General features: G+C 70.1%; 21 protein-coding genes. 11 read left to right on the plus strand and 10 right to left on the minus strand.

What is annotated here, in order from left to right; all coding sequences use genetic code 11:
- The first annotated feature begins 124 nt into the window (after nt 1–124).
- From OG707_RS17950 to OG707_RS17960, 3 genes are all read left to right on the plus strand, one after another.
- A complete protein-coding gene (locus OG707_RS17950; protein ID WP_329119427.1) occupies nt 125–1,195 on the plus strand; it encodes a DUF2637 domain-containing protein in 1,071 nt (356 codons plus the stop codon).
- 106 nt (nt 1,196–1,301) lie between these two features.
- The gene (locus OG707_RS17955) at nt 1,302–1,952 is read left to right on the plus strand and encodes a plasmid mobilization protein (protein ID WP_329119429.1); all 651 of its coding nucleotides are present in this window, start codon (nt 1,302–1,304) and stop codon (nt 1,950–1,952) included.
- The gene (locus tag OG707_RS17960; RefSeq protein ID WP_329119432.1) at nt 1,949–3,640 is read left to right on the plus strand and encodes a relaxase/mobilization nuclease domain-containing protein; all 1,692 of its coding nucleotides are present in this window, start codon (nt 1,949–1,951) and stop codon (nt 3,638–3,640) included. The genes OG707_RS17955 and OG707_RS17960 overlap by 4 nt, the downstream gene beginning before the upstream one ends.
- A 33-nt stretch (nt 3,641–3,673) precedes the next feature.
- On the opposite strand, the gene OG707_RS17965 is transcribed toward OG707_RS17960, so the two are convergent.
- The 4 genes from OG707_RS17965 to OG707_RS17980 all read right to left on the minus strand — a co-directional run bounded on the left by OG707_RS17965 (nt 3,674) and on the right by OG707_RS17980 (nt 6,716).
- On the minus strand, nt 3,674–4,252 hold the full coding sequence (locus OG707_RS17965) for an HAD domain-containing protein (RefSeq protein ID WP_329119434.1): 579 nt from the start codon (nt 4,250–4,252) through the stop codon (nt 3,674–3,676).
- 28 nt (nt 4,253–4,280) lie between these two features.
- Complete coding sequence (locus OG707_RS17970; protein ID WP_329119436.1) at nt 4,281–4,973, minus strand: class I SAM-dependent methyltransferase; 693 nt, start codon at nt 4,971–4,973, stop codon at nt 4,281–4,283.
- Nucleotides 4,974–5,885 carry a phosphotransferase family protein gene (locus OG707_RS17975; RefSeq protein ID WP_329119438.1) on the minus strand — a complete coding sequence of 304 codons (912 nt, stop codon included), beginning with the start codon at nt 5,883–5,885 and terminating at the stop codon, nt 4,974–4,976.
- A gap of 72 nt (nt 5,886–5,957) precedes the next feature.
- The gene (locus OG707_RS17980) at nt 5,958–6,716 is read right to left on the minus strand and encodes a hypothetical protein (RefSeq protein WP_329119440.1); all 759 of its coding nucleotides are present in this window, start codon (nt 6,714–6,716) and stop codon (nt 5,958–5,960) included.
- A gap of 231 nt (nt 6,717–6,947) precedes the next feature.
- Between OG707_RS17980 and OG707_RS17985 the strand changes: the two genes are divergently transcribed.
- Nucleotides 6,948–8,303 (plus strand): helix-turn-helix domain-containing protein, encoded by a 1,356-nt coding sequence (locus OG707_RS17985; protein WP_329119442.1) that lies wholly within the window; start codon nt 6,948–6,950, stop codon nt 8,301–8,303.
- An 18-nt stretch (nt 8,304–8,321) separates the two neighbouring features.
- Nucleotides 8,322–8,840, plus strand: coding sequence for an NUDIX domain-containing protein (locus OG707_RS17990; protein WP_329119444.1), 519 nt, complete (start codon nt 8,322–8,324; stop codon nt 8,838–8,840).
- Nucleotides 8,841–8,887: 47 nt separating this feature from the next.
- Here OG707_RS17990 and OG707_RS17995 read toward each other — a convergent pair whose 3' ends face one another.
- Entirely contained in the window at nt 8,888–9,481 is a 594-nt protein-coding gene (locus tag OG707_RS17995; RefSeq protein WP_329119447.1) for a TetR/AcrR family transcriptional regulator, read from the minus strand.
- 128 nt (nt 9,482–9,609) lie between these two features.
- Here OG707_RS17995 and OG707_RS18000 point away from each other — a divergent pair, with 128 nt between their 5' ends.
- Nucleotides 9,610–10,257, plus strand: a complete 648-nt coding sequence (locus OG707_RS18000) for a peroxiredoxin-like family protein (RefSeq protein ID WP_329119449.1) — start codon at nt 9,610–9,612, stop codon at nt 10,255–10,257.
- Between the two features lie 11 nt (nt 10,258–10,268).
- Here the strand turns inward: OG707_RS18000 and OG707_RS18005 are convergent, their stop codons facing one another.
- Nucleotides 10,269–11,231, minus strand: coding sequence for a GlxA family transcriptional regulator (locus OG707_RS18005; RefSeq protein WP_329119451.1), 963 nt, complete (start codon nt 11,229–11,231; stop codon nt 10,269–10,271).
- 70 nt (nt 11,232–11,301) lie between these two features.
- On the opposite strand from OG707_RS18005, the gene OG707_RS18010 reads away from it, so the two are divergent.
- Entirely contained in the window at nt 11,302–12,144 is an 843-nt protein-coding gene (locus OG707_RS18010; RefSeq protein WP_329119453.1) for an alpha/beta fold hydrolase, read from the plus strand.
- Between the two features lie 285 nt (nt 12,145–12,429).
- Here OG707_RS18010 and OG707_RS18015 read toward each other — a convergent pair whose 3' ends face one another.
- Complete coding sequence (locus OG707_RS18015; protein ID WP_329127853.1) at nt 12,430–13,146, minus strand: nucleotidyl transferase AbiEii/AbiGii toxin family protein; 717 nt, start codon at nt 13,144–13,146, stop codon at nt 12,430–12,432.
- Nucleotides 13,133–13,408 (minus strand): hypothetical protein, encoded by a 276-nt coding sequence (locus tag OG707_RS18020; protein ID WP_443071488.1) that lies wholly within the window; start codon nt 13,406–13,408, stop codon nt 13,133–13,135. Before OG707_RS18020 ends, OG707_RS18015 begins: the two co-directional genes overlap by 14 nt.
- 679 nt (nt 13,409–14,087) lie before the next feature.
- On the opposite strand from OG707_RS18020, the gene OG707_RS18025 reads away from it, so the two are divergent.
- Nucleotides 14,088–14,600 carry a hypothetical protein gene (locus OG707_RS18025; protein ID WP_329119455.1) on the plus strand — a complete coding sequence of 171 codons (513 nt, stop codon included), beginning with the start codon at nt 14,088–14,090 and terminating at the stop codon, nt 14,598–14,600.
- 33 nt (nt 14,601–14,633) lie between these two features.
- Here the strand turns inward: OG707_RS18025 and OG707_RS18030 are convergent, their stop codons facing one another.
- The gene (locus tag OG707_RS18030; protein WP_329127855.1) at nt 14,634–15,551 is read right to left on the minus strand and encodes a LysR family transcriptional regulator; all 918 of its coding nucleotides are present in this window, start codon (nt 15,549–15,551) and stop codon (nt 14,634–14,636) included.
- A gap of 144 nt (nt 15,552–15,695) precedes the next feature.
- On the opposite strand from OG707_RS18030, the gene OG707_RS18035 reads away from it, so the two are divergent.
- The 3 genes from OG707_RS18035 to OG707_RS18045 are packed head-to-tail and all read left to right on the plus strand — an operon-like array spanning nt 15,696 to nt 18,213.
- Complete coding sequence (locus tag OG707_RS18035) at nt 15,696–16,406, plus strand: flavodoxin family protein (protein ID WP_329119457.1); 711 nt, start codon at nt 15,696–15,698, stop codon at nt 16,404–16,406.
- A gap of 56 nt (nt 16,407–16,462) precedes the next feature.
- Nucleotides 16,463–17,422 carry an ATP-binding cassette domain-containing protein gene (locus tag OG707_RS18040; RefSeq protein WP_329119459.1) on the plus strand — a complete coding sequence of 320 codons (960 nt, stop codon included), beginning with the start codon at nt 16,463–16,465 and terminating at the stop codon, nt 17,420–17,422.
- Entirely contained in the window at nt 17,419–18,213 is a 795-nt protein-coding gene (locus tag OG707_RS18045; protein WP_329119460.1) for an ABC transporter permease, read from the plus strand. Before OG707_RS18040 ends, OG707_RS18045 begins: the two co-directional genes overlap by 4 nt.
- Here OG707_RS18045 and OG707_RS18050 read toward each other — a convergent pair.
- Nucleotides 18,188–21,328, minus strand: coding sequence for an ATP-binding protein (locus OG707_RS18050; RefSeq protein WP_329119461.1), 3,141 nt, complete (start codon nt 21,326–21,328; stop codon nt 18,188–18,190). The two genes, OG707_RS18045 and OG707_RS18050, sit on opposite strands and share 26 nt — an antisense overlap.
- Nucleotides 21,329–21,337: the final 9 nt, after the last annotated feature.

The following is a 21,337-nucleotide window of genomic DNA, read 5'->3' on the forward strand; positions in this document are numbered from 1 at the left end:
GCCACTCGTACCTGTGCTGACCAGGCACGCGACGAGTGGTACGAGTCCCCGCACCCCACGGCGGCCACGCCCTGCCCACCTCTGCGCCGAGACCGCCACCCCAAGCCCACCTGGAGCACCCCGCTTGCTTGCACGCATCACCGCCCTGCTCGGCCGAACTGATTCGCATCAGCATCGCCCCGCTGCCGATCCTGGAAATGACCGCCGGGCAGGCGCACACGCCACCCTCGTCCTCGGCCTGATTGCCGTCGTCCTCATGGCCTTCCGGGTCTCGTGGAACGCGCTGTCCGACGTGGCCCGCGCCATCGGCGCCGATCCCACCGCCGCCCTGCTCTACCCGATCGTGGTCGACGGACTCATGGCCCTCGCGCTCATCGCCACGCTCGTGCTGACCGGCCCCGACCGGACATTCGCGCTACGGGTACTGGCGACCTACACCATCGCCAGCCTCCTGCTGAACTACGTCCACGGGCTCATACCGACCCTGCACACCGAGTCGACCCGGCTGGGTCGACTCACCAGCTGGGAGCCTGCGAACTGGGCCCTCGTACTGCTGGCCACGTCACTCCCAGTCGGGTCGATCTACTTCGGCTCGGACCTCGTGGCAAAGGTGCTGCACCACCAGCACGAGTCGGCCGACTCGGCCCAGTCGGTCAGCCGGCAACGAGAGGAATCCGCTGGCCATCGCGCCAGTGAGCAGGCCGCACCGCCGCTGGCCGACCAAGCCGAACCGGTCCCCGAGGAGCCGTCCGAGTCGACCTCCCTGAAGGTCGACGAGGCACACATGACGGGATCGACCGGAGCCGACGAGTCGGCCCTCACTGCCCGACCGCCCCGGTCGACCACCATGGCGAAGTCGACCGAAGCCACCCCGCACGAGACGACCGGTCGGCGTCTCACCAACACCGAGTCGACCACCGACCGGCGACGCACCGACGCCGAAGTGCTCGCTGAAGGCCGCCGCCTGACCGCCGACTGGAACGACGACCAGTTGACCGCCAAGCGCCTGCGCAGCGAACTGCGGATCGCCCAGACGCGCGCCGGCGCCGTGCGCGACCAACTGCGGGCCGAGCGCGCCAGTCGGCCCGAGCCTGTCGCGTACGACGGCTTCGGGGGCGAGCGTCTCGACATACCCGACGACGCCACCATCCAGCAGCAGAGTGCAGCCGCCGTAGCCCCCTCCGCCACCGCCTGACCCAGCGCTCGCACCGGTCGCCCCCTCCGTGCCGACCCGCAAGAGGGGGGCACCGTGCCCACATACAGCGAACACTCGCCCCCAGCACTCCACGGAGAAACAGCCCATGCACGACCCGCACCACGAACTCACCACCACCCAGCCGGAGATGATCACCGGCCTGAACAGCGCAGCAAGGTATCCCGCTGGACCGTCCACAGGCCGGTCCTACGGGGAAGCCTCCGCCCCGGGGGTGGCGGAGGCACTCGGGCACCAGGGGGTGCCCGAGGAGAAGCAGTCCGCCGACGCCGATCCCGCCGCGCCGTTGCCGCGTGCCGCCGACGTCGCCGCTCTGCACCGTGTCGCCCAACGTCGCAAGCCCGACCCGAGCGGCCGGCGCAAGGAGCGCGTCGATGTCCGCTACAGCGTTGAGGAGAGGGACGCCATCCTCGCCAAGGCCACGTCGCTGAACCTCAGCGGCGCCCACTACGTCGCCGCCGTCACCCTGGCCCACGTGGAAGGTGACCTCACCGTGCCCGGCCAGCGCACTCAGCTGGACGACTACATCGACGAGCTCAACGCCCTGCGCCAACAGGTCGCCCGCATTGGCCGCAACGTCAACCAGATCGCCACGAAGCTCAACTCCGGCGGCCATCCGCACCCTGGGGACAGCGCCCTCCTCGCCCAGACCGACCGCACCCTGGACGCGGTCGGTGAGGCTGTGCGCCACATCGCGGCAGCCGCGAACCAGGCCGTCAGCCACAAGGCGGCCCGATGATCGCGAAGATCACCGGCGGCAAGGACACCGCCAACCTGATCCGCTACCTCTACAACACGAAGAAGAAGGGCCACACCGACCCGCACCTGGTCGCCTCCTGGGATGGCTTCGCTCCCGACCCCGGCCGCGCCGATGACTTCGACGCCACCAAGCGGGCTCTCGTCGCCGACCTCGACCTGCACGTCAAGCAGGCCGAGCGGCTCGGCCGCGCGCCCGAACGCCATACGTGGCACTGCTCGGTCCGCGCTGCCAAGACCGACCGCATCCTGAGTGACGAGGAGTGGGGCGACACCGCCCGCCGCGTTGTCGCCGCCACCGGCATCGCTCCGGAAGGTGATCCGGACGGCTGTCGCTGGGTCGCCGTCCGCCACGCCGACGACCACATCCACATCGCCGCCACCACCGTCCGCGCCGACCTGCGCACGGCACGCCACTGGAACGACTACCTCACCGCCGACCGTGAACTCGCTGCCATTGAGAGGGAGTACGGCCTGTTCCAGATCGTGCGTGGGGATCGCACCGCCGCGAAGCGGCCCACCCGCGCAGAGCAGGAGAAGGCCAAGCGCGCGGGACAGACCCGCACCGCCCGCGAACGCCTGCGCACCACGGTGCGTACCGCCGTGGCTGCCGCCACCAGCACTGAGGAGTTCGTCTACCTGCTGGAGCACGCCGATGGCGTGCTCGTGGACGTCAAGCACTTCCCGTCCGGGGATGTACGCGGCTACACGGTCGCCCTCGAAGGTGACGTCAACGGCACACAGGAACCGATCTGGTACTCCGGCTCCGAACTCTCCCCGGACCTGTCCTTTCCCAAGATCCGAAAGCGCCTCGACGCCACCGAGCCGAAGCAAGGCCCACGCAAGACCAACCCATGGCACCAAGCCACCGCCGTAACGGAACGCATCCCCAACCGCCTTGAGCGCGGCGAGGATGCAGCGGCTCAGGCCCACCTGGCCGCCCTCGGTGAAGCCCTTGACGCCCTGCCCCTTCGCGCACCCCAGGCGATTCGGCCCCAACTCATGCAGGCAGCTGAGGTGTTCGAGCGCGCCACTCGCTCCCGCATCCAGGCCGAGCACCAGCACGCCCGCGCCCTACGCGGCGCCGTGCGAGCCATGGTCCGCGAGCCCGCCCCCAAGGACGGCGCCCTCCTGGCGATGTTCCTCGACGCCGCGATCCTCGCCGTCATCGCCGCCGCCCGCTGGCACCAGCTCCGCCATCACGACCAACAGGTGGCCGCAGCCCACCAGACCCTGGTCCATCTGCAGGCTGCCTACGAGCAGACAGCCACCGCACCGCTGACCGCGCTCGCCCAGCGCCGCCCACCCACGCAGGTAGTGGAGCGGCACATCCTCCTCATCCGGCAGACAGTGCCCGATCACGCGGAACAGGTACTGGAGGATCTGGCCTTCGACGCACTCACAGCCGTGCTCGCGGACGCCGAGAAGGCCGGCCATGACCCGAAGCAGCTCCTGCAGCAGGCCGCCGACCAGCGTGCGCTGGACGATGCCCGCCGCCCCGCGCGAGTCCTGACCTGGCGCGTCGAACGCCTCAGCACGAGGTCGGCGCCCAGCACCCGCGCTCGTGCGGCACAAGCACAGAGTGCGGCACGCCGTCCGAGCATGACGGTGTCGTCGCCACTGGCTACTCCGGCGCCACCGCCACCGCCGTCGCAGGCGCGGCGACGCTGACACTCCCTCCGTGCGCTGTACTTGAATTCGTCGCTATGCGGCTTCGACTCCAGGTGCGGCGCCGGGTGCGCTTGTCCCGACTCGGGACAACCGCTCTGCCCACACGGTGGCTTGGGCCAGGTGCTCGGCCTGCAGCCCGACATGCGGGTCGGGCTGGATGAGAAGGGTCGCCATGCCACGGGCGGTGCGTTCGGCGGCCCATGTGTGGTCGAGGCCGGTGAAGTCGTCGTCGATCCAGATCGCGGGTGCATCGCCCAGCCACGTGTCGACGTAATCCCGCTTCCACAGGTAACCGTTCGGGTGGCTGGTGGTGATCTGCGGGCGCGGGAGGTCGACGTACGGCAGCGGCGGCAGGCCCAGAAGCGGGCCGATCAGAGTGGTGGCGTCCCGGCGCCAGCTGGTGCACCAGATCGGGCTGACCGTTCCGTTTCGGAACACGTCCATGAGCAGGCGCCCGTGGTCGGGGTTGAGCCAGATGGCAACGGGGTCGTCAGCGCTGCGGCCATCGGGTACGACATCGTGCCCTACGTGAGTGGCCGGAGTGGTTCCGTCGTCGTCCGGGAACGGTATGAGGACACCGTCTATGTCGAGGAGCAGGTAGGGCTGGCGCATCGGTTCCTCCAGGGGAGCTGGAGCGGGGTCAGAGCTTGCGGGCGGTGATCAGCAAGGTGGTGGGCCAGCGGCCGTGGCGAGCGTCGTGGAACTCCTGAGCTGAGGTGAGCCAGAAGCCCGCGCGGGAGAGGTGTGTCTCCCAACGGCCGGCGTCGAAGTCCCATCGAGCGACAGGGAGTCGGGTGCGGTCCGGGAGCATCACGTGATCACGACGTGGCCGATCGTCCGCTGAGGGACGGCGGCCTCCACGCTCGGGGTGGGGCACCGTGAAGGCCAGGATCCGGCCGGGCTTCACGTGCTGGGCTATCGCCGGGAGCAGGAGTTCGGGTGCGACCAGGCCGACAGCGCCGAAGACCGAGTAGATGGCGTCGAACCGCTCGTCACTGGCTTGCAGGTAGTGCAGAGCGTGGCCGGCAACGAAGGTGAGGTTGCTGAGACGTCCATAGTGGGAGCGAGCTCGGCGGACTTGAAGGCCCACGAGGTCGAGGCCGGTGACGTGCGCTCCGTGCCGGGTGGCGAGGTGGGCGGCGTTGTGGCCGGGGCCGCAGCCGAGTTCGAGCAGCCGCTTCCCGGCCAGGTCGGGGCCGAGTATCTCGGCGCCGGGGCCGCTGCCGGGCCTGGTGGTCCATTCCATCCTGGCCGGTACGGGAAGTGGTTCGGCGGGGCGAGCGGTGCGCTGGAGTGCGTGCGCGTGCCAGGGGGATGCCTGAGCGAGCGACATCTAGACCTCCAGGAGCCGGAGGGCATCGGTGAGATGGCGGCGTACGACCTTGATGTACGCGGGGTCGGTGGCCGGGTCGTTGATCCAGCGGATGGCCTGCTCCATGAACCACTCCACCGCCCACACCCGGTGCCAGCCCAGCGCCCATTTCTCAGCGGGGAGACCACCGCGCTCGGCAAGGGCGTCGGGAGTGCCGCCTTCGGCGACATACGTCTCCAGGAAGACACGCAGACGTGTGGGGTCGGGCTCCTCGAGGGTGCCGTGCCAGCCGGCGAGGTCGAGCAGGCCAGGGCCGGTGAAGGCGCGGGCGAAATCCAGGAGCCGCCAGCCGCGTTGGCCGATGTGGAGGCTGGTTGGGTGGAACTCGGAGTGCACCCAGCCGAACGGCTCCGTCATCGCTCCCGCCGAGCGAGCCTCGGCGGCCTGAACCAGCCGGTCGAGCGCACCCTCGACGTCGTCCGCATCCTGCCACCGCTCGGCCTTTCGGAGCTGGTCGAGGTGGTCCAGTGCGCGGCTGGGCAGGGATCGCAGGGCTTGCTGGTCGAAGAGGGGCAGGGCCGGCGCGCTACGTGTGCGGTGCAGGACCACGGCTGCGGCGGCGCCGTCGAGGTCGTCGGCGTCACGGATGGGGGTGCCGAGGTCCTCCAGCAGCATCCCCAGCCAGCCGTCCAGTGTCGCGGAAGCGTGGACCTTCGGGACCGGAACACCGAGGGTATGAGCGAGGCGGAGGGCTTGGTCCTCACTGTCGAAGGGCTTCTTGGCGTACTTGAAGATGGCGGTGGAGCCGTCGGAGAGTGTCAATCGTTCGACGCCGGACATGGACCAGACGCGCACCTCGTCGCGCGCTACGGCGGACTTGCCAGTGGCGGTCAGCACGTTGTCCAACAGTTCGGCGTTGAGGTTCGCGTCCATCAGGGACTCCTGTGGTTGAAGGCGTCCGGGGCGGGCGAGAGTGCCGGCCCGCCCCGGAGCCGGGCGTACGGGCTATGCGGCGGGTGCTACCCGGTGGGCGTAGACCTGCTCGATCCAACCGGCCTTGAACTCGGCAAGGTCGTCACGGAAGTTGGCCATCGACGCACCGTAGGGCGCGACGACTCCACCGGACTGATCCGGCACGGACTGGCAGCCGTGCACGAGCCGCCCGCCGAGCGCGGCGTGGGCCTTGATGGACTCGATGCGGCGGTGCTCGTTGAACCAGCCGCCGTGGTAGACCTCGTCCAGCAGGCCACCCATCTCCACGTCCAGATCGAAGACGACGGAGGTCGCTGCGGGGAAGAACCAGCACGGGCCGACGTTGGAGATGTGCCCGTCCAGCTCGACCTTGTTCAGCGCCATCAGCGTGGCCGCCTCACGCAGCATCCGCAGATGCTCGGCGGTGATCTGTGGCAGGCCGAGCGAGGCGAGGTGCTCCTCCCGGAACAGATACGCGTACACCTCGTACGCGATGGACAGCACACGGGCCGCGTCGGAGGTGGACTCGCTGTGCTGCTTGATGAAGTCGAGCGCGAGCTGCTCGACGGCGCTCTCGGTCGTCTCCTCCACCTCCAGGAGCTGGGACTTGACCAGCTCCCAGTCGGCGACGAGCCAGCTGTTGGACTCGAAGCGGAAGAAGTACTCGGCCGGGTCGATGGTGATGCGCCGGCCCTCGACCTGGATGCCGGGCAGGCGACTCCAGCGCTCGTCGAAAGCCTCGGGGAGTTCGACCGTGATGGCCGTGCGGGTTGCGATGTCGATGGTGGTCACCGGGGTCTCCGTCTCTGTTCGGCCGGGCTCGGGCACAGGAATGACCGAACCCGAAGCGGGCGTACGGAACTTGGGAGCCGCCCGGCCAAGTGGGGAGCCTGGATTCACGGTCGGACCTGGAACCGTTCCGGGCGGCTGATGATTAGTGAACCTGCCATCACGCACAGTGGGTACGGTGAAGGGCAGTTGAAGTGGTATACGCGGTTTACAGCCCTAGACACGGAGGCGATCGTGGCAGCGCAGAGAGCCCCCAACTCCCGCCTGCGCGATGTCATCGACGCCATCGGCTGCACATACGAGGCCCTGGCGAAGGACGTTCGGCGCATCGCCGCCGAGAACGGCGAGATCATCCAGACCAACAAGTCGGCGATCTCCCACTGGGTGAACGGCACCCGCCAGCCCAGCGGCCGGACCAGCCGATACCTCGCCGAAGCGCTGACCCGCCGCACCGGCCGCATCGTCACTCTGGCCGAGATCGGCCTGGGCACGGTGGACGGTAACGAACAGGACGAGGGCGACCCGGTCCTGGCGGTGACCGATCTGGGCCGCGCAGACGTCGAGCGCCACCACTACCTCGCGGTCGCCACCTTCACGACTGCGGGCGTCGCCATGCCGCTCGCGTACGACCACGAGGCCACCGCCCGCATGCTCCGAGCCCGCACCGGCACCACGCTGGTCGGCGCGGAGGACGTGGACGTCGTACGCCAGATCACCGCAGCCTTCAGCGCAGCCGACGAACGCCTCGGCGGCGGCCACGGTCTGACCACTGTCACCGCCTACCTCGCCGACACCGCCGCCCCGATGCTCCGCGGGCGCTTCACCGCCGAGCCGTTACGCCGGGCAGCCTTCGGTGCCGTTGCCGAACTCGCCTACCTGGCAGGCTGGAAGCATCACGACCTCGGTCAGGAAGGCGCCGCCCAGCGCTACTACCGAGTCGGCTACCAGCTCGCCTGCGAGGCCGACCCGCACGGTCACGCCGCCTGGATGATGCGAGCCCTCGCCCACCAGGCGCTCAGCCTGAAGCAACCCCACCACTGCGTCGACCTCGCCGAAGCAGCTCTCTCCCAGGGCACCGGTCACATCGACGGACAGACCGAGGCCCTGCTCCACATCACGCACGCCCGCGCCTACGCGGCCACCAACGAGAAGCCCGCCGCCGCACGCGCCCTGCTCGCTGCCGAGGACGCCCTCCTGCGCGATGACGGCCCCCAGCCCAGCTACTCCCGCGTCAGCGGCCCGGCCGCCGGCACCGTGGCCAGCCACACCGCCCGCACCCTGACCGACCTCGCCGATCACGTCGGCACCGAGCAGCAGCACCGCGATGCCTTGGTGCGTTGGGACCCGGTGAAGTACAAGCGCGTCCACGCCCTGACCTACGCCGACCTGGGCGACAGCCTCGCAGCCCAGGCCCGCGCCGACGAGGCTGTCGCCGCCTGGTCGCAAGCTCTCACGCTCATGGAGGGCATGACCTCCGACCGCACCCGTAAGGCAATCACGTCACTGCGGTCCACTCTCGCGATCTACCAACGTCGCAAAGTGCCCGGGGCTACCGAACTCGCCCGCCGTGCGCGCGAAGCACTCGCCTAACATGCCAGCAACCGGCCGATGAAGGGACGCACAGTGGCGCAACCGACCACCGACGACCAGCCCAAAGCCCTCAAGCCCGCACTCGAATCCATGACCCTGCTGGTCGCCGGCGTCATCGTCCACGACCAGGCCACCAACCGCGTCGTGCTCCTGCAGCGCAGCGAGAACGCGAAGTTCGCTCAGGGCATGTGGGACCTGCCCGTCGGCAAGAGCGAACCCGGCGAACCGATCCCCGAAACCGCGGTACGCGAGCTCTACGAGGAGACCGGCCTGACGGTGAAGGCCGAGTCCCTCAAGGTCGCCCACATCATCCACGGCGCATGGGGAGTTGAAGCCCCCAACGGCTTCCTTACCGTCGTCTTCGTTGCCCATGAGTGGACCGGCGAGCCCGAGAACCGCGAGCCGCGCAAGCACGCCCAGGTCCGCTGGGTCGACGCCGCCGCCATCCCCGAAGAGTTCGTGGAAACCACCGCGAGCGCCCTCCACCGCTACCTCGACGGAGGCCCGGAAGTCTCCCTGAACGGCTGGGATCAGTAGCCGCTTGGGCGGTCAGTGCCCGAGGTAGCGCAGACCGTCCTCCGCTCTCAGCCCGGGGCTCGGAGCGATTCGAGAGCCGCATCGACGGTGCGGCTCAGGGAGCGTGCGTCGGCGCCCGCTCGCGACCGCATGTTCACCCCGTACGCGAGCAGCGCGAGCAGATCAGCCGCCGACGCCGGATCGACTGAAGACGCCAACTGCCCATCCTTTCTTGCGGTTTCGAGCGCGGTGCGTAGCGCGTCGCACAGCCCCTTGTGGTGCCGGTCGAGGACGGCCCGCACCTCCAGGTCGTCGCTCTCCACGCCCGCGTGCGCGTTGGACACCAGGCAGCCCCAGCGCGCGTGCTCTCCCGACGTACGCGCGCCGATCAGGCCGCGGAAGAAGTCCGCGACCGCGGGCAGCCCCCGCCCGTCCTCGGCGAGCTGCCGGAAGACGGGCTGCGAGCGAGCCGCCACATAGCGATTCAGCGCGGCGAGGTAGAGCTGCTGCTTGCTGCCATACGTGGAGTAGAGGCTGGAGCGGTTGAGCCCCGTGGCGTTCACGATGTCCTGCACGCCGGTGGCTGCCACGCCCTGCTTCCAGAACAGGCGGACCACCGTCTCCAGGGTCGCGTCCGGATCGAAGTGCTTGATGTCCGCCATGCCTCACCTCACCACCAACTTGGAACAGTAGTTTCAAGATACCGCCCAGGCCGCTATCTTGAAATGAGCGTTCCAAGTTATGGGGCGGGCCCTTCCACCTGCCCCCACACAGGAAGGACACCGCCCTCATGACCCTCAACGCAGAACTGCGCGCCTTCTACGAAGCCCGCCAGCAGCAGATCCCCGCCGAGATCCGCGAGATCATGCAGCGTGCTGGCGTCGAACTCGCCGCCTCCGGCCAGATTGACCACGCCCTCACCGCCGGGGCGCAGGCCCCGCGCTTCACGCTGCCCTCCGCGACCGGCGAGGCCGTCGGCCTCGATCAACTCCTCACCCAGGGCCCGGTCGTGCTCACCTTCTACCGCGGTGCCTGGTGCCCGTACTGCAATCTCGCGCTGCGCTCGCTGCAGCAGCACCACGCCGACATCACCCACCGCGGTGCCCAACTCGTCGCCGTTTCCCCGCAGATCCCCGACGAGTCGCTGTCCCTGACCGAGAAGCACGCTCTGGACTTCACTGTCCTCAGCGACGTCGGTTCCGACGCCGCCAAGGCGTACGGCCTCGCCTTCGACCTGCCGGACGACCTCGCCGCCGTCTACGACAAGCTCGGCTTCGACCTCCACCGGGTCAACGGCGGTCACCCGCGCACCCTTCCGGTCCCCGCGACGTACGTCATCGACCAGAGCGGCACCGTCCGCTGGGCGTTCGCCGACACCGACTACACCAAGCGCGCCGAACCGGCCGACATCCTCGCCGCGCTCGACGCCCTGCGCTGAGGTGCCGTCTGTCAGGCAGCCGCCCGGGTTTGATTGAAGGTGCGTCGGTAGGCGCCGGGTGTGGTGCCCAGATGTGCCCGGAAGCGGCGGCGCAGGTTGACTGCCGAGGTGAGTCCGACGCGGGTGGCGATGGCCTCGACCGGCAGGTCGGTCTGCTCCAGCAATACGCGTGCTGCGTCGAGGCGCTGGCGCAGCAGCCACTGCCCCGGGCTGACGCCGAGCTGTTCGCTAAAACGCCGGGCGAGGGTCCGGGTGGACAGTCCGGCTCGTTCGGCGAGCCGGTCCAGGGTCAGCGGAGAGTCGAGGCGGGACGCGGCCCACTCAAGGAGGGGCGCCAGTGACTCGTCCGTCCTCGCCGGGGCGGGTTGTGCAGCGTACTGAAGTTGGCTGCCCTCCCGGTGCGGGGGCAGGACCATGTTCCGGGCGATCTGTGCGGCGTAGGCGGCGCCGTGGTCGCGGCGCACCAGGTGAAGGCACAGGTCGATGCCCGCGCCGGTTCCGGCGCTGGTGGCCACGTCGCCGTGGTCCACGTAGAGCACGTCGGGGTCGACCTCGACGTGGGGGAAGGTGGCGGAGAGCCGGTCCGCGTGGCGCCAGTGGGTGCTGGCACGGCGACCGTCGAGCAGTCCCGCATGGGCGAGGACGAACGCCCCCGTGCAGATGGCGACGATCCTGGCCCCGCGCGTGTGGGCGGCCTGCAGCGCCGCGATGACGGTCGGCGGCACCGGCGCGCTGGGCGGCTGCCAGCCGGGGACGATCACGGTGTCCGCCTCCTCCAACGTCTCCAGCCCCGTGTCGACGAGCATCGGGTAACCGACAGTGGTCCGCAGCGGTCCGGGGCGCTCGGCACAGATCCGGAAGCTGTAGCGGGCGGGCTCATCCGGCAGGACGGTCCCGAAGACCTCGGCAGCGCAGCCGAGCTCGAAGGGCGACTGCGGCGGATTGAGCAGGGCCACCACCCGGTGAAGACGCATGGCAAGAATGTACTCCTAGGTGTCTTTCAGGACTCTCGGCAGGAAGATCGACTCCGGTCACAGTGGTCCCATGAGTGAAACCACCGACACCACAGCGGTCAGGAGCGCGGTCCGGGTCGACGGCGAATCTGCCAGCTACCTGACCGCCGGACGGCAGGACGGCCGACCCGTGCTGCTCCTGCACGGCACGTACTGGAGCCGCGTCTGGCTCCCGGTACTCGACCACCTCGCCGACGCGGGGCTGCGGCCCCTCGCGGTCGACCTCCCCGGACTCGGGCGCTCGGGAGGCGAACTCACCCTGGAAACAGGTGCCGTCCCCGCCCTCGCAGACTGGGTGGCACGCTTCGCCTCTTCGCTGCAACTCTCCGGGCCGATCGCCGTAGCGGGTCATGACATCGGCGGCGCCGTCGCCCAGCACCTCCTCGTCCATGATCAGCTGGACGTGTCCCGGTTGGCCTTGGTCAACTCGGTCACCTACGACTCCTGGCCCGTGTCCAGCGTGGCCCGCTTCCGAGACCCCGAGGTCGTCGCCGCGACCACCGCCGACGAGATCCTCACCGCCCGCCGGCAAGCCGTGACCCAAGCGCTGGCCGATGCCGCCACCGAGCAACGGATTACGGACTATCTTCACCCGTGGACCGATGAACGGGTCCGCCGCTCCTGGATGGCGATGGTGGGCGCGGCCGACAACCGCTACACCCGCGATGCCGTCCCCGCCCTGCGCCAGAACACGACACCCAAGCTGCTGGTCTGGGGCGAGGACGACGACTTCCAGAAGGTGGAATACGCCGAGCGGTTCGCCTCGGAGATGCCGCACACCACCCTCATACGTATCCCGGATGCGGGCCACATCCCCACAGAGAACGCTCCTGACCAGATCGGCCGCGTGCTCGCCGGCTTCTTCACGGCGTAGAGGCATGACGGCCGCCCTGGGAGCCGACTGGGAGCCGACTTGCTCCCCAAGCCCCTTCCACACCATGCGAGACCGATCAGGGCCACACTCCTCACCAGGCGAAACGCTATTTCCGCAGGCAAGATCACCAACCGAACCTCATTCGGGACGAAGAGGTCGTGGGTTCAAATCCCGCCACCCCGACAGCCAAAACAGCAGGTGAGGGGCTTACGGTTCGCCGTAAACCCCTCACCTGTTTTGCGTGGCCGGTCTCCGCCCGGATCAACGTGATGGCAGGGCGCACCATCAGCCGAACTCGGAATCGTCCGCCTCGTCCTCGTACGGCTGACCAGCCGCGGACCGCCGCGCCATGTTGTCCGCCCAGGCGCGGGCCCACTCGCGCAGCTGGCTGATGGTCGCCTCATCCAGCCCGTACGCCGCGAATTCGCTGTCGTCGATCCAGTCGGCACCGACCAGACGGGCCTGCAGCTCGGCAGGCCCGAAAGGCGAGTCGGGGCGAGCATGACGGCGGCCGAACTCTTCCAGGTCGGTAGTGGTCCAGCGGCGGGAAGCTGCGTAGACATCGATGAAGTCCCGGGCGACGCCACGCTCGGCAATGGCACGGACCTTGGTGCCCACCACGTCCTGTTCGGAGAGAACGGGGCCATACGAGGTGGAAACGGCCGGTCGCCAGAACATCTCCTTGAGGATGTCGACCTCGCACTCCTCGCCAGTGGCCGGGTCAGTGGCCAGGAATCGGGCCGACAGCGGTGCGACCTCTACCACCTCAACCCCCCACCCGAGACCGGTCAGCCCCTCACCCAGGACGCGAGCAATGTCCTCCATGGGAGCGGGGTTCTCCGTGGCGACGTCCAGATCCTGGCTGGTGCGGGAGACCAGTTCGTGTGCCTGGACCGCATAACCGCCAGTCAGGACAAGCGGATACGGAGCACCGAGAGCGAGGACGTCCTTGAGCAGCCGGCGTGCAGCTCCGGCATGGACGGCTTCTTCACGCGACGGCAGCTCGCACCGTGGTGGCGCGCAGCTCTGGGAAGGCGCCTTCCCAGACATCCCGCACGGTGCTGCCGATGAGCGTCCTAAGGACTGGCCACAGGGTAAGGAGGAGGTCGGCGTTGAGGTAGCGGCACAAGTCATCGCGCATGCCCTCGGCAAGGACCGTCCGGTAGAGCCCCATCCGCAGCCGCGGCTGATCGAGGTCGAAGGCCCGGAGCCCTGGCGTGAGGTCGCCTCGCCTGCCTCGGGCTTCTGGCGCGGAGCGCACCAGGGCAGGGACACGCTCAATGCCCACACGTCGCCTGTTTGGTGAATCCCTTGGTCGTCGACGTCGTGGTCGCCGTCCCCATAAGGGTCCGGATCGTTGATGACGAATATCCGGGCGCCGGACTCGGGAACGCGATAGCGATGGACGTCACCCGAGAGATCGTCGGGCTCGACCGTGCGCCCCAGGGAAAGGATCACGGTCCGCAAGTCCTCGAACCGAACACGGGACGCGAAATCGCCGTACTCCCGTGTCAGGGGCGGCGGAACAAGGAGGCCGTGGATCAGCCGGTGGATCTGGACAGCGAACCCGGTACAGGACATGACGCCTTCGGGATCCGAGAACGAGAGTTCCACCAGACCGTAGTCCCGGCGCAGCGTTCCCCTGCCGCGATCGTCGATGCAGTCCGACCCCATTGCGGCTTCCCACTCGGCCGGGTTGGATCCGATGCCGGTCCCGAAGACGTCGCAGTGCGCGGCGACGTGTGCGTAGAAATCCAGCTCGGACACCCGTTGAGCTCCCCTGGGCCGGTCTTGCGTACGGCCGCAGCCTAGCGTTGGCGCTCTTCGTGTGATGAACGGACTCGTCTCGGAGCGGCAAGGCCGCCTTCTGGGCATTTCGTGCCTAAGTGAGATGAAACGTTGCGGCAGGTGCCGCACACCCGCTCACCGGAAGAAGCCCCACCGTGAACTCTCGTTCGCTCGCCCGGATCGCCGTCACCTCCATCTCCCTGCTGGCAGTCGCGCTGCCCAGTGCGGCCGCCCACGCCGCGCCGAAGGACGCCTGCTGGCGGTACCAGGCGACCGTCAACCGCCACCAGGACCGCATCGCCGAGCTGGACGCGCAGATCGACCCGGTCGCGAAGAAGATCGAGCAGCTGGACCACGAGTACCAGGACGCCAACGGCGCCGCGGAGTACTACGCGACCGTCTGGGGCGAGGCCCGTGACTGGGTCGGCTACCTCGAGGAGGACGAGTCGGGCGAGTTCTCCGCGGCCGACTACCGCGACGCCGTCGCGAAGCGGGACGAGGCGCGCAAGCAGCTGGACAAGGCCAACGCCGCCGAGCGCAAGGCGTATGCCGCGCTGAACGGTGTCAGCCAGGACCCGAAGGTGGTCGAGGAGCGCGCCAAGAGCCAGAAGCTCCTGGTCCGCGCCGAGAACGCCCTCGCCAAGTGCGAAGCGAAGCCGTCCGCCTGACGGTTCGTATCCTGCGGCCGGGCCCGGTACCGATCAGTCGGTACCGGGCCCGAGCTGTGTCACCGGTGGGGGCGACTCCGCCGATGCCCGCAGCAGCAGGTCGCAGAGCGCGACGGCGGTGTCCGAGGGCTCGGTCGCGGTGAGGACGACCTGGTCGGCGGTGGTCGAAGGTCCGGTGAGGGGGATCACGCGCAGGCCGGGCGGCTGGTGGTCGAGGGCGGATTCGACGGTGATGCCGATGCCCGTCCCCGCGGCGACATGCGCGGCGATCGCCTGCACGCTGTCGGCGGTTCTGATGATGCGCAGGTCGGCTCCGTCGATACGGAATGCGGCCAGAAGCCGGTCGCAGAGACCGCTGTTGATCTGGTGCGGCCAGGTGAGCAGGGCCGTGGTGGACAGTTCGGACGCGCTCAGCTCGGCGCGCCCGGCCAGCGGGTGGGTCTCGGGTACGAGTGCCATGAACCTCTCGGTGGACAGCACCCGTGCCCGTACGCCGCTGACGTCGCCCGTCGCCCAGCCGATGCCCAGACCGATCGTCTCCGCCCGCAGGGCGGTGAGCTGGGCCGTGGTCGCCATGGACTCCGGCACGATCGTCACGTCGGGGAAACGGTCGCGGAGTTGCGGCAGGCAGCACAACAGCAGTTGGTCGCAGGTGTACGCGGCCTGGGCCACGACGAGGGTCGTACGGGCCTGGTCGCCGGCGGCCAGGGAGCGTCCGCGCTGCTGGAAGCGGCGCAGCTGGGCCAGGGCGGCGCGGGCGTCGGGCAGCAGCGCTTCGCCGAGATCGGTCAGGGACACCCGGCGGCTGGTGCGGTGGAACAGCCGCCCGCCCAGGGTGCTCTCCAACCGCCTGACGGCATCGCTGACGGTGGGCTGCCCCCGGTGCAGGCGCGCGGCGGCGCGGCCGAAGTGGAGTTCTTCCGCGACGGCGACGAACGATTCCAGTTCCATCCTGTCCACGGGGCCAGGCTAACGCGATCGATCGGTGCGGCCGATCGCTGCATGCCGATCTTCGGCGTTGATGCCCTGCCGTGCGCGGGTTGTGATGGGTCGGCACGCAGGGTTCGACCTACGACCGAAAGCAGTGAAGAGCGTATGACGGGCAATGACACAGTCACGGTGACAGTGGTCCACCACTCCGTACACGGGCACACCAGGGTCCTGGCCGAGCACCTCGCCGACGGGGCGCGGCGGGTGCCGGGCGCACAGGTGCATCTCGTCGAGATCCGGCCCGAGGACGTCGTCGAGGGCCGTTGGCACGACGCGGAGGTACTGGCGCTGCTCGAGCGCTCCGACGCGATCGTCTTCGGCTGCCCCACGCTGATGGGCAGTGTGTCCGCGGTGTTCAAGGCGTTCATGGAGGCGGCCTTCACACCGTTCATCACGCAGGCGTGGAAGGACAAGCTGGCCGGAGCGTTCACCATGTCCGCCTCGCAGAGCGGCGACAAGCTGACGGTCCTGGAGCAACTGGCCGTCTTCGGCGCGCAGATGGGCATGCAGTGGATCGGCGTGGGCGACATGCCGGGCAACAACTGGAGCGGTGGCTCCCGCGACGATGTGAACCGGCTGGGCTCGTGGCTGGGCCTGATGAGCCAGAGCAACGCCGACCAGGGCCCGGAGCAGGCCGGATCGCCCGGCGACCTGATCACCGCGGAGCGGTACGGCGAGCGCATCGCCCGGCTGACGCAGCGCTGGGTCAACGCGGTGCCGTACGAGACCTCCCGGATGACCGAGCACGAGGCCCGCGCCCTGTCCGCGTCCCTGAGGGAGACGGACGGCGCACCGGCAGCGCTGACCGGCGCCTGAGGCGCTGAAACCGTTCTGAAACCGCCGTGAACCGGGTCGGTCGCACTCTCTTCCGTATGACGACAACGACCAGCCCACTCGCCGTCTCGGCCACCGGGCTCCGCAAGTCCTACGGCGAGAAGACCGTCCTCGACTCCATCGATCTCCGGGTTCCTGCGGGGACCGTCTTCGCTCTCCTCGGGCCCAACGGGGCTGGCAAGACCACCGTCGTCCAGATCCTCTCCACCCTCATCGGCGCCGACGCGGGGCAGGTGCGGGTGGGCGGGCACGATCTTGTGCGGGAGGCCGACGGGGTGCGGGGTGTCATCGGGGTCACCGGGCAGTTCTCCGCCGTCGACGGGCTCATTACCGGTGAGGAGAACATGCTTCTCATGGCCGATCTGCACCATCTCCCCAGGGGCGAGGGGCGGCGGGTCTCCGCCGAGCTGCTGGAGCGGTTCGATCTGCGGGAGGCCGCCGGGCGCCCCGCCTCCACCTACTCCGGGGGGATGCGGCGGCGGCTCGACATCGCCATGACCCTGGTCGGCAGTCCGCGCATCATCTTCCTCGACGAGCCGACCACCGGGCTCGACCCGCGCTCCCGGCACACCATGTGGGGCATCATCCGCGAGCTGGTCGCGGGTGGCGTCACCGTCTTCCTCACCACCCAGTACCTGGACGAAGCCGATGAACTCGCCGACCGCATCGCGGTGTTGAACGACGGGAAGATCGCCGCCGAGGGGACCGCGGCGGAGCTCAAGCGGCTGGTGCCCGGGGGGCATGTGCGGGTGCGGTTCGCCGATCCGGTGGCGTACGAGCATGCGGCGGGCGCCCTGCGGGAGGTCACGCGGGACGACGGGGCGCTGTCGCTGACGGTGCCCAGCGACGGCAGCCAGCGTGAGCTCCGCTCCATCCTCGATCGGCTCGACGCCTGTGACGTACAGGCCGATGAACTCACCGTGCACACCCCCGACTTGGACGACGTGTTCTTCGCCCTCACCAGTCGGACCGCCGCCGAGAAGGAGACCGTCCGATGAGCAGCCTCGCCCTGACCCTGCGCGACTCGTCCACCATGCTCCGCCGCAATCTGCTGCACGCGCGGCGCTATCCGTCCCTCACCCTCAACGTCCTGCTCATGCCGATCGTCCTGCTGCTGCTCTTCGTGTACGTCTTCGGGGACGTGATGAGCGCCGGAATCGGCGGGGGCGGTGCGGACCGCTCGCAGTACATCGCCTATCTGGTCCCCGGCATCCTGCTGATGACCATCGGCGGGACCGCCGTCGGCACCGCGGTGTCCGTCTGTATGGACATGACCGAGGGGATCATCGCCCGCTTCCGCACCATGGCGATCTCCCGCGCCTCCGTGCTCGTCGGGCATGTCGTCGGCAGTGTGCTGCAGACGCTGGCCGCCCTGGTGCTCGTGCTGGGCATCGGGCTCGCCATCGGGTTCCGGCCGGGCGCCACCGTACTGGAGTGGATCGCCGCCGCCGGGCTGCTCGCGGGGTTCAGTTTCGCGCTCACCTGGGTCGCCGTCGGGATGGGGCTGGCCAGCCCGAATCCCGAGGGTGCCAGCAACGTCGCCATGCCGCTGATGATGCTGCCGTTCCTGTCGAGCGCGTTCGTGCCCGTAGATGCCATGCCGGGGTGGTTCCGCTGGTTCGCCGAGTACCAGCCGTTCACCCCCGCCATCGAGACCCTGCGCGGTCTGCTGCTCGGCAGCGGGATCGGCAGCGACGGGTGGCTGGCCGTCGGGTGGTGCGTGGCCCTGACCGGGCTCGGCTACTTCTGGTCGAAGGCGCAGTTCAACCGCGAGCCCACCGCTCGCTGACCTCGCGCAGTGCGGCCGCCTGCAACGCGTCGCGCTCCAGGGCGGCGTACTCCGACACCGCGTCGGCGTACGCCGCCCCGTCGGCGTCCTCCACGGCCCGCCGAGCCCGATCGGCCGCCATGGGCGGGAACTCCCGCAGTACCCCCAGACGTTCACCGAGTGCCATCAGCCGTACGGCCGACACATCACCCTCCGCGAGGCCCGCCAGGCCGAGCGCCAGCAGCACCGTGCCGTACACGGGCACGACCGCCGGGTTCCCCGCCCCGGGTTCTTCCGCCAGCAACTCCCGCATGCGGTCGCGAAGTTGGACGGCCAGGTCCGCCACCGGCTCCATCCGGCCCTGCCCGGCGTGCGCAGCCACCGCCGCCGACTGCACCTGCAGCGCCCACGGGTTGAGGAACGGATCGGCGGGGTCCGGCGATCTCCTCTCCCGCACGCGCTCCACGGCCTGCCGCCACAGGCCGAGACCGGCCTCGGTGAGACCGCGGGCCAGCGCGATCTCCGCCCGTGCCGCCAGATCCGGTGCGAAGACCAGCATCGTCTCCGGCTGCGGGTCGAGGGCCGCCAACTCCAGCCAGTACTCCGCCTCGTCGACCTCCCCGCGCTGCAGACAGGCCAGCACCAGGCCCCAGCGGACACCGATCGCATCCGACCAGGCCCCGAACCCGTCGAGCGCGGCCAGGGCCGCCCGCAGATGGCCGTACGCCTCCTCGCCGCGCCCGGTCTGCAGACACAGCTCGCTGATCCGGCCCAGGCTGATCATCTTCGTCGCCGGATTGGCCAGCGGCGCCAGGGCACCGAGCGTTCTGCGGGCTGAGGCCAACGCCCGCTCCACGTCGCGCTCGTACTGCCATACGTAGCTGGCGACGCACTCCGCGACGCCCGCGAGCAGCGGCTCGTCCGCGTCGCACAGCTTCTGCAGGATCGCGTACTCCGGCGGCCGCATGCCGGGGACCGCGCACAGGACGACGGCCAGTGCCCGCAGCAGTGTGTCCGGCGGAGCGGGCGGCAGGCGGCGCAGGGTGACGAGGTGACGCACCGCGTGCGGACCTTGGCCCATGAAGAGGCTCGCCGCGCAGATCACCGCCGCGCTCCGTGCCGTATCGACGTCTTCGGCGCCGGGGCGGAAGTGGGAGAGCGGGCCACCCGTGTCGGCGGCGAGGGCCGTGAGCCGCGTGTGGTGGGAGTCGGTGCCCCACAGCGTGGCGAGTACGGCGGTGACCGCCGCGGTGGTGGGGCCGTCGGTGCGGGTCAGCGCGTGCCGCAGCGCCAGGACGAGGTTGTCCTGCTCGGCCCGCATCCGGAACAGGGCGGGCAGCGGGACACTGCCGAAGGGCACCTCGTGGTGCGTACGGCCGAAGTCCCGCGCCCAGGCGAGGAATCGGGCCGTGGCGGCCTCCCCGTCGCCCGCCTGTTCGCGCCGGGCCGCGCTGAACTCCCGCACGGTCTCCAGCATGTGGAAGCGCACCCCGGACGGGGTGTCGGACGCCCTGATCAGGGACTGGTCGGCCAGCTGTTCCAGGAGCAGGAGGGTGTCCCCGTCACCGCCTTCGGCCAGTACGCGTTCCGCCGCGTCCTCCGCGAAGCCGCCGGGGAACACCGAGAGCGCGGCCAGCGCCGACCGCCCCCGGGGCTCCAGCAGATTCCAGCTCCACTCGACGACCGCGTGCAGGGTGCGGTGCCGCTCGGGCGCGTCGCGCGCACCGCCGCGCAGGAGCGCGAACCGGTCGCCGAGGCGGCGGGCGATCTCGGTCACGGACAGCGCGCGCACCCGCGCCGCCGCCAGCTCCACCGCCAGCGGAAGTCCGTCCAAGTGGCCGCAGAGTGCCGCGACTTGATCCTGCGGCAGCTCCACGTCCGGGCGGGCGGACCGCGCCCGCTGGGCGAAGAGTTCGACGGAGGTGGCGAGGCTCAGCTGCGGCAGCGCGTACAGGGACTCCGAGGTCAGGCCGAGCACGGCCCGGCTGGTGGCGAGCACGCGTACGTCCTTCGACCGTGCCACCAGCGCCTGTACGAGGTCGGCGGCGCCCGCGACGACCTGCTCGCAGTTGTCGAGCACCAGCAGGGCGGGCCCGCTGCCCAGCGTGGAGAGGATGCCCGCGACACGATCCCCCGCGAAGGGCCGGCTGTCCCCGACGCCGATCGCCGAGGCCACCTCCTCGACCACGTCGCCGTCGGCGCCGACCCCGGCCAGCGGCACGAAGTGCACGACGCCCTCTTCGGCGGCACGGCCCACGGCGTGCGCGAGCCGGGTCTTGCCGAGACCGCCGGGGCCGACGACGGTGACGACCCGCGCGGTCCGCAGCAGCCCGGCCACGGCGGCGACATCCGCGTCCCGCCCGAGCAGCGGATTGGGGTCGTGCGGTACGCCGCGGAGCACCACGGGCGTCCCGGCCCGCAGCACCTCCTGGTGTACGGCCCTGAGCCCGGCGCCCGGATCGGCGCCGAGCTCGTCCCGCAGCCCCCGCCGGTAGGCGTCGTACCGGCTCAGCGCGGCGGCCGGACCGGCGGTCGACGCGACGCAGCGCAGCAGCTCCGCCAACACCTCCTCGTCGCGCGGGAGTTGGTCGGCCACCAGGGCCAGCGGTCCCGCCGCCTCCTCCCGCCGCCCGCTCCGGGACAGGGCCAGCGCCCGGGTGCGTACGAGCGACCTGTGGGCTGCGGACCGTGCGGTACGCAGCGCGACCACCGGATCGTGCAGGTCCTCCGCGGCTCCTACGGCGACCGCCCCGTCCCAGAGCGCGAGGCCCGCTTCGGCCTCCGCGAGGGCGCCCGTATGGTCGCCGGAACGCGTCAGCTCCGCACCGGCCGCCTCGTGCAGCAGCAGTGCGGAGCTGTCGACCCGGGTCTCGTCCAGCGCCAGCCGGTACCCCGTCGGCGTACTCACGATCAGCTCGGCCCCCAGTTGCGACCGCACCCGCGAGACCAGCACCTGCACCGCCTTGCCGGGGTGCTCGGGCCGCGCGTCCGGCCAGAGCCCCTCCACGAGCCGGCCGGTGGTGCAGCCGGCCCGCACGTCGTCGGCCAGCAGTGCCAGCAGTCCGCGCAGCCGGGGCGCGGTGACGTCCTGCCCGCGGAGGGCGACTCGGGGCAGCAGGGTCAGCTCGGTGGTCACCCGTGCAGA

The organism is Streptomyces sp. NBC_01465 (genome assembly GCF_036227325.1).
Lineage (GTDB): Bacteria > Actinomycetota > Actinomycetes > Streptomycetales > Streptomycetaceae > Streptomyces.

Coding starts and splice junctions, on each gene's coding strand:
- OG707_RS17955 (WP_329119429.1), top strand. CDS start 1,302: ATGCACGACCCGCACCACGAACTCACCACCACCCAGCCGGAGATGATC.
- OG707_RS17960 (WP_329119432.1), top strand. CDS start 1,949: ATGATCGCGAAGATCACCGGCGGCAAGGACACCGCCAACCTGATCCGC.
- OG707_RS17965 (WP_329119434.1), bottom strand. CDS start 4,252: ATGCGCCAGCCCTACCTGCTCCTCGACATAGACGGTGTCCTCATACCG.
- OG707_RS17970 (WP_329119436.1), bottom strand. CDS start 4,973: ATGTCGCTCGCTCAGGCATCCCCCTGGCACGCGCACGCACTCCAGCGC.
- OG707_RS17975 (WP_329119438.1), bottom strand. CDS start 5,885: ATGGACGCGAACCTCAACGCCGAACTGTTGGACAACGTGCTGACCGCC.
- OG707_RS17990 (WP_329119444.1), top strand. CDS start 8,322: ATGAAGGGACGCACAGTGGCGCAACCGACCACCGACGACCAGCCCAAA.
- OG707_RS17995 (WP_329119447.1), bottom strand. CDS start 9,481: ATGGCGGACATCAAGCACTTCGATCCGGACGCGACCCTGGAGACGGTG.
- OG707_RS18000 (WP_329119449.1), top strand. CDS start 9,610: ATGACCCTCAACGCAGAACTGCGCGCCTTCTACGAAGCCCGCCAGCAG.
- OG707_RS18005 (WP_329119451.1), bottom strand. CDS start 11,231: ATGCGTCTTCACCGGGTGGTGGCCCTGCTCAATCCGCCGCAGTCGCCC.
- OG707_RS18010 (WP_329119453.1), top strand. CDS start 11,302: ATGAGTGAAACCACCGACACCACAGCGGTCAGGAGCGCGGTCCGGGTC.
- OG707_RS18030 (WP_329127855.1), bottom strand. CDS start 15,551: ATGGAACTGGAATCGTTCGTCGCCGTCGCGGAAGAACTCCACTTCGGC.
- OG707_RS18035 (WP_329119457.1), top strand. CDS start 15,696: ATGACGGGCAATGACACAGTCACGGTGACAGTGGTCCACCACTCCGTA.
- OG707_RS18040 (WP_329119459.1), top strand. CDS start 16,463: ATGACGACAACGACCAGCCCACTCGCCGTCTCGGCCACCGGGCTCCGC.
- OG707_RS18045 (WP_329119460.1), top strand. CDS start 17,419: ATGAGCAGCCTCGCCCTGACCCTGCGCGACTCGTCCACCATGCTCCGC.